This window comes from Pseudomonas sp. NFX5 (assembly GCF_049132125.1).
Classification (GTDB): domain Bacteria; phylum Pseudomonadota; class Gammaproteobacteria; order Pseudomonadales; family Pseudomonadaceae; genus Aquipseudomonas; species Aquipseudomonas marginalis.
On sequence record NZ_JAFMZG010000035.1, the window covers coordinates 336,262 to 353,088 of the forward strand.

Here is a 16,827-nt window from a genome sequence, read left to right on the forward strand (position 1 = left end):
CATCGGGGGCAAGCCCCCTCCCACAATTGGATCTCTGTGCTTCAGGTGTATCGAGTCCGGATTACTCTTTGTCGTTGCCGTAATTCATGATCGACAGCAGGCGAATCGGCACCCGCACCAACTCTTCCGGCCCATGGGGAATCTCGCCCTCAAACGTCAAGCTGTCCCCGGCCTCCATCCGATACAGCTGGTTGCCATGCCGGTAAATCAACTCCCCCTCCAGCAAATGCAGAAACTCCGTCCCTGGATGGGCAAAGGTCGGGAACTCCTCGCTGGCGTCATCCATGCTGACCATGTACGCCTCGAAGCTCTTCTTCGGACCGCGCGTGTGGTTGAGCAGGTGATAGGTATGCCCCTTCTCCGTCCCACGGCGCACCACTTCCATGCCCTGGTCGGCCTTGACCAGCAAGGCGCTGCCATCCTGCTGATCGTATTCGCTGAATAACTTCGACAGCGGCAGCCCGAGCACATCGCACAGGCGGCTCAATGTATCGAGGCTGGTGGAGACCTGGGCGTTCTCGATCTTGCTCAACATGCCCTGGCTGATATCGGCAATCTTCGCCACGTCGGACAGCTTCAGGTCCTGGGCCTGGCGCTGGCGTTTGATCTGCAGCCCCAGGTATTGCTCGAGCTTGAGGCGCGGGGCGGTTTCGGTGGACATGATCATCGGCTCCTGCACGGTTTCCGTTCAGTAATATTATTTTCGCACTGGGAAAGTGCAAGGTCTGGCGCTTGAAGGCCACCCCGCTGTGCGTATTCCTGCGGGGAAAAGAATTTTCCCATATATACAGCACAAAAGCGCAGCTCCACCCACTTCGATGTGTCGATCGCGATTCTGGCAAGGGTATTGCATTCCTGTAGGGAAACTAACTTTCTTTTTAGGAATAAAAAGACAGCCTAGGCCCACCCACACGGTTTTGCCTTTCGCGAGGAGTGACACGCAATGTTGCCAGCAGAAACCCAGCGCATCATCGACAAGCACGGGATCAAATACGTGCTTGCGCAGTTTGTGGATATACACGGTGCGGCCAAGACCAAGTCGGTGCCCATCTGCGGGCTCAAGACCGTGGCCGAAGAGGGCGCGGGGTTTGCCGGGTTTGCCATCAGCGGCATGGGCATGGAACCCCATGGCCCGGACTTCATGGCGCGCGGCGATCTGTCGACCTTGACCCCGGTACCCTGGCAGCCGGGTTATGGGCGCGTGGTGTGCGTCGGGCATGTCGACGGCAAGCCCCATCCCTACGACAGCCGCTACGTGCTGCAGCAACAAGTGCAGCGCCTGCAGGACAAGGGCTGGACGCTGAACACCGGCCTGGAGCCCGAGTTCAACCTGATGCGCCGCGACGAGCAGGGCAAGCTGCAACTGGTGGACCCCAGCGACAACCTCGACAAGCCTTGCTACGACTACAAGGGCCTGTCGCGTTCGCGGGTGTTCCTCGAGCGCCTGACCGAAGCCTTGCAGGCGGTGGATTTCGAGGTCTATCAAATCGACCACGAGGACGCCAACGGCCAGTTCGAGATCAATTACACCTACAGCGATGCCTTGACCTCCGCCGACCGCTTCACCTTCTTCCGCATGGCCGCCGGCGAGATCGCCAATGACCTGGGCATGATCTGCTCCTTCATGCCCAAGCCCGACCCGAAACGCGCCGGCAACGGCATGCACTTTCACCTGTCGATCAGCAGCGCCGAGAACAAAAACCTGTTCCATGACGCCAGCGACCCGAGCGGCATGGGCCTGTCGACACTCGCCTATCACTTCGCCGCCGGCTTGCTCGCCCATGGCCCGGCGCTGTGTGCGTTCGCCGCGCCCACGGTCAACTCCTACAAGCGCCTGGTGGTCGGCAACTCGTTGTCCGGCGCCACCTGGGCGCCGGCCTTTATTGCGTTTGGCGCCAACAACCGCTCGGCCATGGTCCGCGTGCCGTATGGCCGCCTGGAGTTCCGCCTGCCGGATGCCGGCTGCAACCCCTACCTGGTCAGCGCTGCGATCATCGCCGCGGGCCTGGACGGTATCGATCGCCAGCTGGAAATCGACCACGTCTGCAACGAAAACCTCTACAGCCTGAGCCTCGAGCAGATCGCCGAGCGCGGCATCAAGACCCTGCCGCAATCCCTCAAGGAAGCCTGCGACGCGCTGGAAGCCGACGCGCTGTTCGCCGAAATGCTCGGCCCGCAGATCGTGGGCGAGTTCATCAAGCTCAAGCGCATGGAGTGGGTGGAGTACAGCCGCCATGTGAGCGACTGGGAAATCCAGCGCTATACCGAATTTTTCTGACACCGTGTGACGGAGACTTGTTATGTGTGGAATCGTAGGCCTGTACCTGAAGAATCCGCAGCTGGAACCCCAGCTCGGCCAGCTGTTTGAACCCATGCTGCAAGCCATGACCGACCGTGGCCCGGACAGCGCCGGTTTCGCCATCTACGGCGATGAAGTCGCCGATGGCTGGGTCAAGCTGACCCTGCAAGCCACCACCGAAGCCTTCGACTGGAAAGGCTTGATGGGCGAGCTGGAAGGGCGCCTCGGCTGTTCCCTGGACTGGTTCCAGAACGCCAGCGCCGCCGTATTGAAGATCCACGCCGACGAAACCCCGGTGCGCCTGGCCCTGGCCGAACTGGCGCCGAGCGTGCGCATCATGAGCGCCGGGCAGAGCATCGAGATCCTCAAGGGCATGGGCCTGCCCCAGGAAATTTCCCAACGCTTCGGCCTGGCAAACATGCAGGGCAGCCACATCATCGGCCACACGCGCATGGCCACCGAAAGCGCGGTGACCATGGAAGGCAGCCACCCGTTCTCCACCGGCGCCGACCTGTGCCTGGTGCACAACGGCTCGCTGTCCAACCACTTCCGCCTGCGCCAGGAACTCAAGCGCGAAGGCATCCACTTCGAAACCGACAACGACACTGAAGTCGCCGCCGGCTACCTGACCTGGCGCCTGCAACAGGGCGATTCGCTCAAAGAGGCGCTGGACCACTCCCTGGAAGACCTCGACGGCTTCTTCACCTTCGCCATCGGCACGCGCAACGGCTTTGCGGTGATCCGCGACCCGATTGCGTGCAAGCCGGCGATCTTGGCCGAGACCGACGACTACGTCGCCATGGCCTCCGAGTACCAGGCGCTGTCGAGCCTGCCGGGCATCGAGAACGCGCGGATCTGGGAGCCGGCACCGGCCACGTTGTACATCTGGGAACGCCCGTCAGCTTAAGGAGCGCACACATGAAAACCATCGATCTTTCCACCGCCACCGTGCGTGACCTCAACCAGGCGCTGCACGCCCAGGCCATCGACAACGAGTGGCGCGTGACCCATTCCAACGGCAAGCACAACCTCGCGGTGGGGGTGAACCAGGCCGTGTCCATCGATATCGAGGGCCACGCCGGCTACTACTGCGCGGGCATGAACCAGCAGGCCTCGATCACCGTGCACGGCAATGTCGGCGTGGGCTGCGCCGAGAACATGATGTCCGGCTCGGTGCGCGTCAAAGGCAGCGCGTCCCAGGCCGCCGGGGCCACGGCCCATGGCGGTTTGCTGGTGATTGAGGGCGATGCGGGCGCGCGTTGCGGGATTTCCATGAAGGGCATCGACATCGTCGTCGGCGGCAGCATTGGCCATATGAGCTGCTTCATGGGCCAGGCCGGGCGCCTGGTGGTGTGCGGCGACGCCGGCGATGCGCTGGGGGATTCGCTCTACGAAACCCATATCTACGTGAAAGGCACGGTGGAGTCCCTGGGCTCGGACTGCGTCGAAAAAGAAATGCGCAGCGAGCACCTGCAAGAGTTGCAGGAACTGCTCGACCGCGCCGGCTTCGCCCACCAGGCGGCGGATTTCAAGCGCTACGGCTCGGCCCGTCAACTCTACAACTTCAAAGTCGATAACGCCTCCGCGTACTGATCAGGAGCTTCACCATGACTGAACAAACCCCTCCGGTCCTGCGCGAGTCGGCCACCTTCGACCGCCTGACCATCCAGGAAATCCAGCGTGCCGCCGAAACCGGCATCTACGACATTCGCGGTGGCGGCACCAAGCGCAAGCTGCCGCACTTCGATGACTTGCTGCTGCTCGGCGCCAGCGTGTCGCGCTATCCGCTGGAAGGCTATCGCGAGAAGTGCGGCACCGATGTGATCCTCGGCAACCGCTTCGCCAAGAAGCCGATCCACCTGAAGATCCCGGTGACCATCGCCGGCATGAGCTTCGGTGCGTTGTCGGCCAACGCCAAGGAAGCCCTGGGCCGTGGCGCGACCATCGCCGGCACCAGCACCACCACCGGTGACGGTGGCATGACCCCGGAAGAGCGCGGCCAGTCCCAGCACCTGGTGTATCAGTATCTGCCATCACGCTACGGCATGAACCCGGATGATTTGCGCAAGGCCGACGCCATCGAGATCGTCCTCGGCCAGGGCGCCAAGCCCGGCGGCGGCGGCATGTTGCTCGGCATGAAAGTCACCGAGCGTGTGGCCGGCATGCGCACCTTGCCGATCGGCGTGGACCAGCGCAGCGCCTGCCGCCACCCGGACTGGACCGGCCCCGATGACCTGGCGATCAAGATTGCCGAGCTGCGCGAAATCACCGATTGGGAAAAACCGATCTACGTGAAGATCGGCGCGAGCCGGCCGTATTACGACGTGAAGCTGGCGGTCAAGGCCGGTGCCGATGTGATCGTGCTTGACGGTATGCAAGGCGGTACTGCCGCGACCCAGGAAGTGTTTATCGAGCATGTGGGCATCCCGATTTTGTCGGCCATCCCGCAAGCGGTACAGGCTTTGCAAGAGATGGGCATGCACCGCAAGGTCCAGTTGATCGTGTCGGGCGGGATCCGCAACGGTGCCGATGTGGCCAAGGCCATGGCGATGGGCGCGGATGCGGTCGCCATCGGCACGGCGGCGCTGATTGCCCTGGGCGACAACCACCCACGGCTGGACGCGGAACTGAAAAAGATCGGCTCGGCCGCCGGTTTCTACGACGACTGGCAGAACGGCCGCGACCCGGCCGGCATCACCACCCAGGACCCGGAGCTGTCCAAGCGCCTCGACCCGGTGGAAGGCGGGCGGCGGTTGGCCAACTACCTGCGGGTGATGGTGCTGGAGGCGCAGACCATGGCCCGTGCGTGCGGCAAGTCGCACCTGCACAACCTCGACCCCGAGGACCTGGTGGCGCTGACGGTGGAATCGGCCGCCATGGCACGGGTGCCGCTGGCAGGAACCAGCTGGGTGCCGGGTTCCGGTTACTAGCGGGCCCCTGTAGTGAGCGGGCTTGCCCCGCGCCGGGTGGCGAAGCCACCCCAATAAAGCCGCCGCATTCATTGAGGTAGAAATGCGGCGGTTGGTTTACGGGCGGCTTCGCCACCCAGCGCGGGGCAAGCCCGCTCACTACACCCAGGTACTTCCCATTTCTTTTGCAGGAGCTTTGAACATGGTCAATCGTCTTCTCGGCAAATCCCTCTTCGGTTTATTAGTGGCCGGTGCCTTTGCACCCTTGGCGTACGCCGCTGATGCACCCACCTTGAACACCGGCAGCACCGCCTGGATGGTCACCGCCGCCGTGCTGGTGCTGTTCATGTGCTTGCCGGGGCTTGCGTTGTTCTACGGTGGCCTGGTCCGTGCGAAAAACATGCTCTCGTTGTTCACCCAGTGCTTCGGCATCGCTGGCCTGGTGGGCGTGCTGTGGGTGATCTACGGCTACAGCATGGTGGTCGACACCACCGGCATGGTCGAAGGGCAGGTGACCTTCAACAGTTTTGTCGGTGGCCTGAGCCGCGCCTTCCTGGCGGGCATGACCCCGGAGAGCCTGGTGGGGGATATTCCGGAAGGGGTGTTCGTGACCTTCCAGATGACCTTCGCCATCATCACCCCGGCCCTGATCGCCGGCGCCTTTGCCGAACGCATGAAATTCTCGGCGGCGCTGCTGTTCATGGCCATCTGGTTCACCCTGGTCTATGCCCCGGTGGCGCATATGGTCTGGGGCGGTTCGGGAGCCTTGATGCATAACTGGGGCGTGCTCGACTTTGCCGGCGGCACCGCCGTGCACATCAATGCCGGTGTGGCTGCGCTCGCTGCGTGCCTGATCCTCGGCAAGCGCAAGGGCTACCAGAACACGCCGATGCCGGCGCATAACCTCAGCCTGACCATGGCCGGTGCGGCGATGCTCTGGGTCGGCTGGTTCGGCTTCAATATCGGCTCCGGTGGCGGCCTCAGCGGCACCTCGGGCATCGTCATGCTCAACACTCAGTTGGGCGCCTGCGCCGGGATCCTGGGCTGGATGTTCACCGAGTGGTTCAAGGTCGGCAAGCCCAGTGCCCTCGGCCTGGCCAGCGGCGCGTTGGCCGGCCTGGTGGGGATCACCCCGGCGTGTGCCTACGTGGGCGTCGGCGGTGCGTTGGCCATCGGCTTGCTGTGCGGGGTGTTCTGCTACTTGAGCGTGACGGTGTTGAAGCGCCGTTTCGGCTACGACGACAGCCTCGACGTGTTCGGCCTGCACGGCATTGGCGGGATGATCGGCGCGGTGTTGACCGGGGTGTTCTGTGTACCGTCCATGGGGGGCCTGGTGGAAGGTGTGACCATGGGCGGGCAGGTGGTTGCCCAGCTCAAGGGGGTGCTGCTGACTACGGTGTACTGTTTTGTGATCAGTTGGATCATCCTCAAGGGGGTCAATGCCCTGGTTGGCTTGCGTGCCCATGAGTCGGTGGAGGAGATGGGGTTGGACCTGGCCGAGCATAATGAGCGGGCCTACAACCACTGATCATTCCCCCTGAGTAAACGCAGCTCAAAATGTGGGAGGGGCGGTGCGACGATTCGACTTGCCCCGTGGCGGCTCGGGAGCCGACGACTCTCTAACGGGTGCCCCGGGACTGAAATGTGGGAGGGGGCTTGCCCCCGATGGCGGCCTGACAGCCGACCAGGATGTTGGATCGGATCGAGTACATATCCGTTGCTGCGGTAAAGGCGACTATTGGTTCCGCCCTTACGGCGGCTCACTTTGGAAAAGCCCCAAAGTAAGCAAAGGGCTCTTGCCCCACCACTCGGCACCTCGCCCAGGCTCGGTGTGCCCGTAATCCGACAGTGATGTGGGGGGCCGCCGCCACGCGCCATCCATGGCGCGGGGCGGCTAAACCGGCATCCCTGCCGGTTTACCCCCCACATCACTATCGGATTCCGGCCAGCGTGGTTAACGGGGCGCCTGAGATCAAGATCAAGATCTACAGCAAGAGCAAGAGCAAGAGCAAGAGCGGCTCGCTTCGCATCGTGGTTACCGTTGTGGATACCTATGCGCCGACAGCGGTCTTTCAGTCAGCTGGGTTGTAGCTGAGCCACGGCCATCGGGGGCAAGTCTCCTCCCGCATTTGCCTTGCTGCGTTGCAGCTGGCTCGCCACCAGGGTGTTCTTCAGCAGGTAGGCAATCGTCATCGGCCCCACACCGCCGGGCACCGGCGTGATCGCGCTGGCTACGGTGCGTGCGCTGGCATAGTCCACATCCCCCACCAACCGTGTGCCGGTCTCGGTGGTGATGCGGTTGATCCCCACATCAATGACCACTGCGCCGGGCTTGAGCCAACTGGCATCGATCAACTGCGGCCGGCCTACGGCGGCGACGACGATGTCGGCCAAACGGCACAACGCCGGTGCATCGACGCTGCGCGAGTGCACCACGCTGACCGAGCAGTTGGCCTGCAGCAGCAGGGTTGCCATGGGTTTGCCGACAATGTTCGAACGACCGATCACCACCGCGTGCAAGCCGCTCAAGTCGCCGCAGGTTTCGTGCAGCAGGCGCATGCAGCCGCTGGGCGTGCAGGGCGTCAGCACTTCGATGCCTTGCACCAGGCCACCGACGTTTTCGCGGTGGAAGCCATCCACGTCCTTGATCGGGTCGATCGCGTGGATCACTGCCGCCTCGTCGATATGCGCCGGCAGCGGCAACTGCACGAGGATGCCGTTGACCGTCGCATCGGCATTCAACCGGGCAAGCAGGTCGAGCACCTGCGTCTGGCTGGCATCCTCCGGCAGCCGGTATTCCAGGGAGCGAATCCCGACTTCCTTGGCCCGCAGCAGCTTATTACGCACGTAGACGTGGCTGGCCGGGTCATCGCCCACCAGCAATACCGCCAGGGCCGGGTAGATTTGCTGCGAGGCTAGCAGCAGGACCTCTTCGCGAACCTCGTCGAGCACCTGGGCAGAGATGGCCTTGCCGTCGATATCGCGGGCAGGCGTGGGGAGAGAGCTGGTCAAAAGCGTCACCGTTGTCTGGGGAAATAAGGCGCTGAGGGATAAGAATCCCTCAGCCATAGGCAGGCCGGAAGGCTCAGGCTACCAGTTGATGGCAGGCATACACCACCAGCACACCGGCGACCAGCGTGGCATAGGGCAGCCAGCCGGCGCGGCGCTGGCCGTCATCGGCCTGGATATACAGGTCGGTGAGCATGGCGGCGGGGAAGCGGCCCTTGTCCTGTACATAGTGGCGGTAGCAGAACACCGGCAGGATCAGCAGCGCCAACAGCAGGCCGGTGACTAGCGTGCCTGCGCCCCAGATGTCCGCGCCCAGGCCCATGCAGGCCAGGTTGACGAAGCTCAGCACGCCGCCGGCCGCCAGCAGCACGGTGGGGGCTTTGTACGGACGCACCCAGTCGGGGCGGTCCAGGCGGTGGATCCAGCCGGCATTGAGGTTGAGGAAGTTGAAGATGATATAGCTGACGTTGGACGCCGCAAGTACGAACACGTAGTCCGACATCAGCAACAGCAGCAGGTTGAACGACAGGTCGGTCCACATCGCAGCTGTCGGCGCGCCATGTTCGTTGGTGCGCCCCAGGTACTTGGGCAGCCAGCCATCCACCGAGGCCTGGTACAGGGTGCGCGACGAACCGGACATCGAGGTCATGATCGCCAGCAACGTCGCCAGCACCAGCATGATCAATACGATATTGGCCACCACCTTGCCGCCGCCGATGCTGTCGGCCAACACCTGGCCAACGCCCATGCCGCTGTAGATCGCGGGCGAGAGCAGGCCGCTGTACACCGCGGGCGTCACGATTGCGCCACTGGCGTCGAGCACCGCCGGCGTCACCAGTTGGCCCAGCCCGAGGCTGCCTTGAAATGCCAGCGGCACCAGGGTGAACACCAGGATGCACAGCAGGCCGGCGTAGAAGATTGCCTTGAAGGTGTCACGCTTGGGGTCCTTGAACTCACGGGTGTAGCACACCGCCGTTTCAAAGCCATAGGTGGACCACGCCGCCATGAACAGCCCACCGGCCATCAGTGACCAGCCGGACATATCCCACGGCCCATCGATGACTTGACCGGCCGCGTCATGGGCCAGGGGGTACAGCGGCAGGAAGTTGGCCTGGGTCGCATCCCCGGTGAACAACGGCACCACGCCCACCAGCAGCAGCGGAATCAACGAGGTGACGCCGAGCACCAGGGTCAGGCGCGCCGACCGCAGGATGCCGCCGTGCTGCACGGCAAACACCGTGAGCAAAATCAACAAACCAATGGCGAACGTCGCGTTGATGCGCAACGACAGGCCGCTCTTGACCCAGCCCAGGTCCAGCAGGGTCAGTTGCCAGGTGTTGATCAACGCATCGGCGGGAAACAGCGCCGTGAGGATATACCCCGCCGCCAGCCCCGAACCGATGGACAGCACCGGCGACCAGGCCAGCCAGTTGCACCACACCGACACCGGTGCGATCAGCTTGCTGTAGCGCACCCAGGCCACCGCGCCGTACACCGAGGCGCCGCCGGATTTGTGCGGGAACAGCCCGGCGATCTCGGCATAGGTGAAGGCCTGGATAAACCCGAACAGGATCGACACGATCCACACGATCCATGCCGGTTTGCCCACCGTGGCGGCGATCGCACCGATGGAGAACAACACCAGCGCGGGCACGCCACTGGCGACCCAGAAGGCCCCGCGCCAGTCGATCTTGCGGTGCAGGCTGCCCACCGAGCCGGCAGCCTGCGGTACAGCCTCGAACGTCGTCGCTTCCATCTTCGTATTCCCATGTCTGAATAGCGGTTAGGTTGGGGCAGTCAAAATGGGGTGGCACACACGTTTCGGGACGATCAGCTACGCACCCGGCTTTTGTCCGGGTCGTAGAAAATCGCTGCGCTGACCGTGGCGCTGATGCGCTTCTGCAGGCCATCGACTTTGCCAATCTCAAGTTCAGTGCCGGGCTCGGCGCAGCTCACGTCGACGCGGCACAACGCGATATTGCTGGCCAGCAACGGTGAGCGGCAGGCACTGGTGATCACCCCGACCTGGGCCCGGCCCTGGTACACCGGGTCGCCATGGTGGGCGGCCTCGTTGCCGCTCAGGTGCAGGCCAACGAGCTTGTGGCTGGGATGGGCACTGCGCCGCAGCAGGGCGTCACGCCCGATAAAGTCGTCGGTCTTGCTCTTGAGCGGCACGCTGAAACCGATACCGGCCTCGAACGGATCGGTCTGATCGCTGAACTCGTAGCCGGCGAAAATCAGCCCGGCTTCGATGCGCAGCAGGTCCAGGGCTTCCAGGCCCAGGGGCACCAGGCCCAAGGGTTGGCCGAGTTGCCAGATGCGGTCCCAGACCCGTTCGGCGTCTTCGGGCTGGCACCACACCTCAAAGCCCAGTTCGCCGGTGTAGCCGGTGCGCGAAATCATCAACGGGCAGCCGTCGAAACCGTCCAATCGACCGACCAGGAAGCGAAACCAGCCGAGGGTTTCCACACTCGGTTGTGTGGGCGGGGTCCAGACCATCTGCTTGAGCAGCTCGCGACTCAGCGGCCCCTGCACCGCCAGGTTGTGAATCTGCTCGCTGGCGGACTTGACCCACACCTTCATGCCCAGTTTCTGTGCCTGCTCGCGCAACCACACGCCGGCGTAGTCTTCGCCGCAGATCCAGCGGAAGTTGTCCGGGCCCAGGCGCAGCAGGGTACCGTCGTCGAGCATGCCGCCGTGGGCGTGGCACATCGCCGAATACACCACCTGGCCCACCGCCAGGCGCCGTATGTCGCGGGTCAGGCAGTACTGCAACAGGGCTTCGGCGTCGGGGCCGATGATTTCGAATTTGCGCAGGGCAGTCAGGTCCATCACCGCCACCCGTTCGCGGCAACCGAGGTATTCCTCGGTGACGCCGTAACCGTCGTAGCGCAGCGGCAGCCACCAATTGCGGTAGTCGGTGAAGCTGCCGGTGAGGGCGCGGGTACGTGAGTGAAACGCGGACTCACGGGTGAGGATCGGGTCGGCATCCGCCGTGGTTCGAGTGCTCATGGCGATGGAAAAACGCTCCTTCTCGCTGTAGATGCGGACATGGATGTCGGTCGGGTTCCAGCCATTGGCCGGGTCAATGTCATCCGGGCACGAGGTACTGCCACACAGCAGGTCGGTCATGGCCCGCAGCAGCACATAATCGCCGGGCCGTGACCAGGGTTCATCCAGGGTCATCTGCTGGTGCGCATCGATACCGGTGTTGAAGAAGAAATTGATCGCCGGCCAGCCGTTGCGCGCCTGCACGCCATGGGGGGCGAGGACGCGGTTGAGGTTGTCGCTGCAGTTGTCGTGCCCGAAATAGCCATGGGTTTCGTAGTAGCGCGCCGCGCAGGCCAGGGCGAATGAATCGTGGCGCCCGACCGTGTCTTGCATCACCTCCAGCACCGGTTGCATATGGCGGTCGAAAAACTTCGAGAACAGCCCCGGTGCCGGGTAGGCGCTGCCGTTCAGGGTGCGCGTGACGGTCTGGTCCAGGTCCAGCTCGACGCCGCGATCCAGGGCGCGCCGGTCGAGGGCGACGAAGTCCGAACACTGGCGGCCCGCGACGTCCAGCACCTGGATGTACTGCCCTTTGGCGACGGTGTAGCCGTGGGCGGTGCCCGCGCGCAGGGTGAATTCGTCGAGTACTTCGCCCAACGGCTCGGGCAGGGCCGGCAGCAGCAGCGGCGACGGATTGGCCCGCGTCACGATCAGGCGCAGCTCGCTGGGCCGGTATTGCCGGTCCACGGCGGTGGCCTCGGCGGGGGCGGCGACGATCACCAGCAGCGCGTCCTCGGCGACAAACTGTCGGCTGTGGCCGGGCGGGCTGTCGGCGTCCCATAGCGAGGCCGCCAGCGGCAAGGCCTGTGCATCGATGCCGCGCCGCTGGAGCGCCTGGCCGATACGCCCAGGCACGCTGCACGCCGTTGACCCGCTCAGGCCCCAGCTCGCCAGGGCGCTGCGGCCACCGGTGTCGAGGGCCAGCAGTGCGCAGGTTTGCCGGCCTTCGACGTCGATCACTTGCAGGCCGTCGCCGGGCTGCAAGTCGACCAGGGTCACGCCGCCGGCGGCCACGCGGTAGCGTTCCAGGTTCGGCGCGCGGGCAAACAGCCCGGGTTCGCGGGGATGGGAAACACGCGGTGCATTCATCATCAGCCGACCGACTTGATGGGTGTCGCGGGCTCGCCCAGGTACGCCGCCATCGAGTCATCCAGGGCCTGCAACCACGGCGTGTGGTGCGGCGGCGACTGGGTGCCGGTCATCAGCGAGCGATAGGACTTGTCGCGATAGCCCATGATGTTTTCCGCCTTGTCGTGCTTCCAGTGCAGGAAGGTTTCGTTGACGGCGGCGATGTCGAAATTCGGGTAGTCGGTGGCGTCCACCAGTTGCTGGATATAGGCGCCCTGGTACTCGAACATCTGCTGGTTGGTTTCCAGGGCCTGTTCCCGTGCGTGCCACGCTTGGCTGTCGGCGACCATGTCGGCGTGGCCGGGCAACTGAATGCGCCCGAGGATCACGTCGCGGGCATACCAGGCCTGGGCGTCGAACATGTTGAAGGAGTACCACTGGTCCTGCATGCCGAGGTAGACCAGGCGGGGGTTGGGTTCCCAGAACACGCCCTTGTAGAGGTTCATCGGCCACAGGCGGTTGTCGGTCTTGAGGCTCAGTGCATCGGGCAGGAACGGGAAGTGGTGCTTGTAGCCGGTGCACAGGATCACCGCGTCGATGTGCTTGCTGCTGCCATCGACAAAGTACGCGCGGTTGTTTTCCAGGCGCTGGAGCAGCGGTTTTTCTTCCCAGTTATCCGGCCAGGCATAGCCCATGGGCGCGCTGCGGTAGCAACTGGTGATGCTGCGCGCGCCGTATTTGTAGCATTGCGAGCCGATGTCCTCGGCCGAATAGCTGCTGCCGACGATCAGCAGGTCCTTGTCCTTGAACTCCAGCGCCTCGCGGAAATCGTGGGCATGCAGGATGCGCCCGGCGAACTGTTCGAAGCCTTCGAAGTACGGCACCTTGGGCGTGGAGAAGTGGCCGCAGGCGTTGATCACGTAGTCGAATGTTTCGCAGGTCAAGGTGTCGCTGGTGTAGTCGTGGGCGTAGAGGGTGAAGCGCTGGCTCTGTTCGTCGAAGGTGACTTGGCGCACCACATTGTTGAAGCGGATGTAGTCGCGCACGCCGGCCTTTTCCACGCGGCCCTTGATGTAGTCCCACAGCACTTCACGCGGCGGGTAGGAACCGATGGGTCGGCCGAAATGCTCTTCGAAGGTGTAGTCGGCGAACTCCAGGCATTCCTTGGGGCCGTTGGACCACAGGTAGCGGTACATGCTGCCGTGCACCGGCTCGCCGTTCTCGTCGAGGCCGGTGCGCCAGGTGTAGTTCCACATGCCGCCCCAGTCCTGCTGTTTTTCAAAGCACACCAGCTCAGGGATGGCGGCGCCTTTGTCACGGGCCGACTGGAACGCGCGAAGTTGCGCCAGGCCGCATGGGCCGGCGCCGATGATTGCAACACGTAGGGTCATGAGCGTGCCTCCTGAAGGTTTCAGCGAAAGATCACTGTCTTGTCCTGGTTGATGAACACCCGGTGTTCCAGGTGGTATTTCAGGGCTTTGGAAAGGGCCACGGTTTCGGTGTCACGGCCGATAGCGACCAGCGAGTCGGGCAGGTGGGTATGATCGACGCGCTGGATTTCCTGCTCGATGATCGGGCCCTCATCCAGGTCGCTGGTGACGTAGTGGGCGGTGGCGCCGATCAGCTTGACGCCACGGTCATAGGCCTGGTGGTAGGGCTTGGCGCCCTTGAACCCTGGGAGGAACGAGTGGTGGATATTGATCGCCCGGCCCGACAGTTGCTGGCACAGGCCGTCGGACAGGATCTGCATGTAGCGCGCGAGCACCACCAGGTCGGTCTGGGTGTCTTCGACGATGCGCATCAGCTCGGCTTCCTGGCCGGCCTTGGTATCCTGGGTGATCGGCAGGTAGATGAAGCGGATGCCTTCGCGTTCGGCCATCGCCCGCAGGTCCAGGTGGTTGGAGACCACGGCGGTGATGTGCATGTCCATCTCGCCCTTGCGGTGGCGGTAGAGCAGGTCGGTGAGGCAGTGGTCGAACTTGCTGACCATCAGCAGTACGCGGGTCGGTTGGCGCGAACTGAACAACTGCCAGTGCATGTCGAAGCCACCGGCCAGGTCGCCGAGGCCTTTGCGCAGGGCGCCGACGTCGCCGCTCACGCCGGTGTAGAAACGGAACACCGCGCGCATGAAAAACTGCCCGGTGAACTCATCGTCGAACTGCGCCAGCTCGCTGATGTAGCACTGCTGTCGGGCCAGGCACGCGCTGATCGCGGCGACAATCCCGGACGCCGCCGGGCAGGTGATCTTGAGGATGTAATGTTCGCGGGAGGCGTCCATCGAAGGCTCCTGAATTGCGTGAAGGAAGGCTCAGCCCTTGGCCGTGCGCTTGGTTTTTTGCGGGTCGTCGAAGGGCAGGGCGTGGGTGCTGGCGCTGGCCTCGAGGCTGCCGCGAACCTGCAAGGCAATACCGGGTTCGGAACAGGCGACGCTCATGCGCGCGATGGCCATCGAGCGTTTGCTCAGGCGCGAATACATGCCGCAGGTGATCACGCCGACTTGCTGGTTGCCCTGCCACACGGTGTCGCCGGCCTCGGCGGCGCGGACGCCCTCAAGCAGCACGCCGGTGATCTTGAAGCGCTCCTGGCCGCGCAGGCGCAGGTGTTCTTCGGCGCCACGGAAGGCGTTCTTGCCAGGTGAAACAGTGAAGTCCAGGCCCATTTCCCAGAGGGTGTCGCCGGCCTTCTGGTCGGCGAAGGGGTACATCTGCGAGTTGTCGTAGGGGAAAAACATCAGCGAGCTTTCCACCCGCAACCAGTCCAGGGCAGTGAAGGCGCAGGGGATGATCCCCTGGCTCGCGCCTTGTTCGAGGATGCTGTCCCACAGGAACGGCGCATCGGCGGCCTTGCAGAAAATCTCATAGCCACGTTCGCCGGTGTAGCCGGTGCGCGAGATCATCACCGGGCGGTCGAACAGGCGGGTTTGCAGGTGGTGGAAGTACGCCAGCTGGCGGATGCCGGGCACGTGTTCGGCGAGGAAATCCACCGCCAGCGGACCTTGCAGCGACAGGTCGTGCAGGTCGTCATCGAACAGCACCGCCACTTGCCGGCCCTGGGCCGAGCGCACGAGCATTTCATGCCCGGTACCGGCGCCATGCACCACCATGAACGCGTTGGGGCCGGTGCGATAGACGATGCAGTCATCGACGAACTTACCGTCCTCGTCGAGCATCGAGGCGTACACCGATTTGCCCGGGTAGAGCTTGGCGATGTCGCGGGTGGTGGCCCACTGCAACAGGCTCTCGGCGTGGGGCCCCACGTAATGGACTTTTTTCAGGCCGGATACGTCCATCAGGCCGGCGCGGGTGCGGATCGCCTGGTGGTGGTCGGCGAGGTCACTGCTGTAGGTCCAGGCAGTGCCCATGCCGTTCCAGTCTTCGAGGTGGGAGCCGAGGGCGCGGTGCCGGTCGGCCAATGCAGAAATACGCCATGAGTGGGTCATGTGAGGTTCCTTGTCGTAGAAGAAGGGGCGTCAGGCCTGTGGGTCGAACTGGCTCAGCCACTCGACCAGCGTATGGCGGTAGCGGGTCATGCCCTTGTAGTCGGCGATGGGGTCGGGCAGGTCGCGCAGCACGCGGTGCAGGCGACAGCCCCAGCCGGGTTGTGTGACCAGCTCGTCCAGGCTGATCAGGTAGGTGCGGATGCTGAACATCACCGCGTGGCTGCGCGGCAGGCGCGCCATCACTTGCAGCTCGACCCGCAGGTGCACCTGCTGGCCGACGTTCTGCGCGGTGATCCGGCCGCGATCGGCGCCCCATTCATGGAAGGTTTCCGGCGACGAATCCAGGCGCGGGTTGATGGTCAGGGTCCAGTTCAAGCGCCGTACCGGCTGGCCGACCTGCAGGTTGAGCAGGTACTTCAGCGCCCGTTCGAACACGCCCATCTGATGGGCCATGGGCACCGGTGCGTGCCATTGCTTGAAACTCATGCCGGCGTCGAACGCCAGCGACCAGTCGGCCGGGCTGGTGACCAGGCCGGCGTCCATGTACAGGTCGCCGTCGCGCTGGTCGAGCAGGGCGAAATCCCCCTGCACCTGGCGGCCGATGTACTCCAGCGGCGCGCAGGGCAGGCTGCTGGCATCGCCGAAGATGAAGGCCTGGTCGATGTCCAGCAGGTGGTTGCGCCACTGCCAGCGCTCGCCGTTTTGCGTCAGGCTGAACGCCTGCGGGTAGTCGGCGGCCAAGTGTTCCATGATCATCTGCAGCGCATCCCAGGCCGCCACTTGCATGTGGGGCATCACCAGGTAGCGGCGTGGGTCCTTGTCCAGCACCAGGGCGCGCTCGGCCATTTCCGAGCGGTAGTGCTCGTCGATGTCGAAGGCGTGCTCATAGATCGACCCGGGGTCGCGGGAGATGGCCGGTTCGATGTTCACCGAGTACAGGTAGCTGTCCTCGATAAAGGGAAAGGGGAAACGCCGGATCGCGGCCGGACTGTTGCGAAAGCTGAAATCGTCGCGATAGCTCAGCACGGGGCTCGTTTGCAGGGGCATGGCAC

At 63.9% G+C, this 16,827-nt stretch carries 13 protein-coding genes; 5 read left to right on the forward strand and 8 right to left on the reverse strand.

From position 1 onward, the window contains the following. Positions 1–61: 61 nt before the first annotated feature. Positions 62–661, reverse strand: a complete 600-nt coding sequence (locus J1N02_RS26105; protein ID WP_027603577.1) for a helix-turn-helix domain-containing protein — start codon at positions 659–661, stop codon at positions 62–64. 282 nt (positions 662–943) lie between these two features. Between J1N02_RS26105 and glnT the strand changes: the two genes are divergently transcribed. The 5 genes from glnT (at position 944) to J1N02_RS26130 (ending at position 6,736) form a co-directional block, all read left to right on the forward strand. Then, positions 944–2,278, forward strand: coding sequence for a type III glutamate--ammonia ligase (gene glnT / locus J1N02_RS26110; RefSeq protein WP_027603578.1), 1,335 nt, complete (start codon positions 944–946; stop codon positions 2,276–2,278). Positions 2,279–2,300: 22 nt separating this feature from the next. Further along, positions 2,301–3,206, forward strand: a complete 906-nt coding sequence (locus J1N02_RS26115) for a class II glutamine amidotransferase (RefSeq protein ID WP_065925860.1) — start codon at positions 2,301–2,303, stop codon at positions 3,204–3,206. Positions 3,207–3,217: 11 nt separating this feature from the next. Further along, on the forward strand, positions 3,218–3,892 hold the full coding sequence (locus J1N02_RS26120; protein WP_027603580.1) for a protein glxC: 675 nt from the start codon (positions 3,218–3,220) through the stop codon (positions 3,890–3,892). 14 nt (positions 3,893–3,906) lie between these two features. Beyond that, entirely contained in the window at positions 3,907–5,229 is a 1,323-nt protein-coding gene (locus tag J1N02_RS26125) for an FMN-binding glutamate synthase family protein (protein WP_027603581.1), read from the forward strand. Positions 5,230–5,410: 181 nt separating this feature from the next. Then, positions 5,411–6,736, forward strand: coding sequence for an ammonium transporter (locus tag J1N02_RS26130; RefSeq protein ID WP_405125950.1), 1,326 nt, complete (start codon positions 5,411–5,413; stop codon positions 6,734–6,736). A gap of 548 nt (positions 6,737–7,284) precedes the next feature. Here J1N02_RS26130 and folD read toward each other — a convergent pair. From folD to J1N02_RS26165, 7 genes are all read right to left on the reverse strand, one after another. Further along, positions 7,285–8,220 carry a bifunctional methylenetetrahydrofolate dehydrogenase/methenyltetrahydrofolate cyclohydrolase FolD gene (folD, locus tag J1N02_RS26135; RefSeq protein ID WP_043293248.1) on the reverse strand — a complete coding sequence of 312 codons (936 nt, stop codon included), beginning with the start codon at positions 8,218–8,220 and terminating at the stop codon, positions 7,285–7,287. Positions 8,221–8,293: 73 nt separating this feature from the next. Continuing rightward, entirely contained in the window at positions 8,294–9,973 is a 1,680-nt protein-coding gene (locus J1N02_RS26140; RefSeq protein ID WP_421147979.1) for an APC family permease, read from the reverse strand. Between the two features lie 74 nt (positions 9,974–10,047). Continuing rightward, the gene (locus J1N02_RS26145; protein ID WP_421147992.1) at positions 10,048–12,357 is read right to left on the reverse strand and encodes a DUF1989 domain-containing protein; all 2,310 of its coding nucleotides are present in this window, start codon (positions 12,355–12,357) and stop codon (positions 10,048–10,050) included. A gap of 2 nt (positions 12,358–12,359) precedes the next feature. Beyond that, positions 12,360–13,727 (reverse strand): NAD(P)-binding domain-containing protein, encoded by a 1,368-nt coding sequence (locus J1N02_RS26150; RefSeq protein WP_092359096.1) that lies wholly within the window; start codon positions 13,725–13,727, stop codon positions 12,360–12,362. Positions 13,728–13,747: 20 nt separating this feature from the next. Next, entirely contained in the window at positions 13,748–14,614 is an 867-nt protein-coding gene (gene purU, locus J1N02_RS26155; RefSeq protein ID WP_421147980.1) for a formyltetrahydrofolate deformylase, read from the reverse strand. 30 nt (positions 14,615–14,644) lie between these two features. Next, positions 14,645–15,775 (reverse strand): aminomethyltransferase family protein, encoded by a 1,131-nt coding sequence (locus tag J1N02_RS26160; RefSeq protein ID WP_146477595.1) that lies wholly within the window; start codon positions 15,773–15,775, stop codon positions 14,645–14,647. A gap of 30 nt (positions 15,776–15,805) precedes the next feature. After that, positions 15,806–16,822: a heme-dependent oxidative N-demethylase family protein gene (locus J1N02_RS26165; RefSeq protein WP_065939725.1), complete on the reverse strand. Its 1,017-nt coding sequence runs from the start codon at positions 16,820–16,822 to the stop codon at positions 15,806–15,808. Positions 16,823–16,827 lie beyond the last annotated feature (5 nt).

Excerpts from the sequence above, each read along its gene's own strand:
- J1N02_RS26105 (WP_027603577.1), bottom strand. The coding sequence starts at position 661 with ATGTCCACCGAAACCGCCCCGCGCCTCAAGCTCGAGCAATACCTGGGG.
- glnT (WP_027603578.1), top strand. The coding sequence starts at position 944 with ATGTTGCCAGCAGAAACCCAGCGCATCATCGACAAGCACGGGATCAAA.
- J1N02_RS26115 (WP_065925860.1), top strand. The coding sequence starts at position 2,301 with ATGTGTGGAATCGTAGGCCTGTACCTGAAGAATCCGCAGCTGGAACCC.
- J1N02_RS26120 (WP_027603580.1), top strand. The coding sequence starts at position 3,218 with ATGAAAACCATCGATCTTTCCACCGCCACCGTGCGTGACCTCAACCAG.
- J1N02_RS26125 (WP_027603581.1), top strand. The coding sequence starts at position 3,907 with ATGACTGAACAAACCCCTCCGGTCCTGCGCGAGTCGGCCACCTTCGAC.
- J1N02_RS26130 (WP_405125950.1), top strand. The coding sequence starts at position 5,411 with ATGGTCAATCGTCTTCTCGGCAAATCCCTCTTCGGTTTATTAGTGGCC.
- J1N02_RS26140 (WP_421147979.1), bottom strand. The coding sequence starts at position 9,973 with ATGGAAGCGACGACGTTCGAGGCTGTACCGCAGGCTGCCGGCTCGGTG.
- J1N02_RS26145 (WP_421147992.1), bottom strand. The coding sequence starts at position 12,357 with ATGAATGCACCGCGTGTTTCCCATCCCCGCGAACCCGGGCTGTTTGCC.
- J1N02_RS26150 (WP_092359096.1), bottom strand. The coding sequence starts at position 13,727 with ATGACCCTACGTGTTGCAATCATCGGCGCCGGCCCATGCGGCCTGGCG.
- purU (WP_421147980.1), bottom strand. The coding sequence starts at position 14,614 with ATGGACGCCTCCCGCGAACATTACATCCTCAAGATCACCTGCCCGGCG.
- J1N02_RS26160 (WP_146477595.1), bottom strand. The coding sequence starts at position 15,775 with ATGACCCACTCATGGCGTATTTCTGCATTGGCCGACCGGCACCGCGCC.
- J1N02_RS26165 (WP_065939725.1), bottom strand. The coding sequence starts at position 16,822 with ATGCCCCTGCAAACGAGCCCCGTGCTGAGCTATCGCGACGATTTCAGC.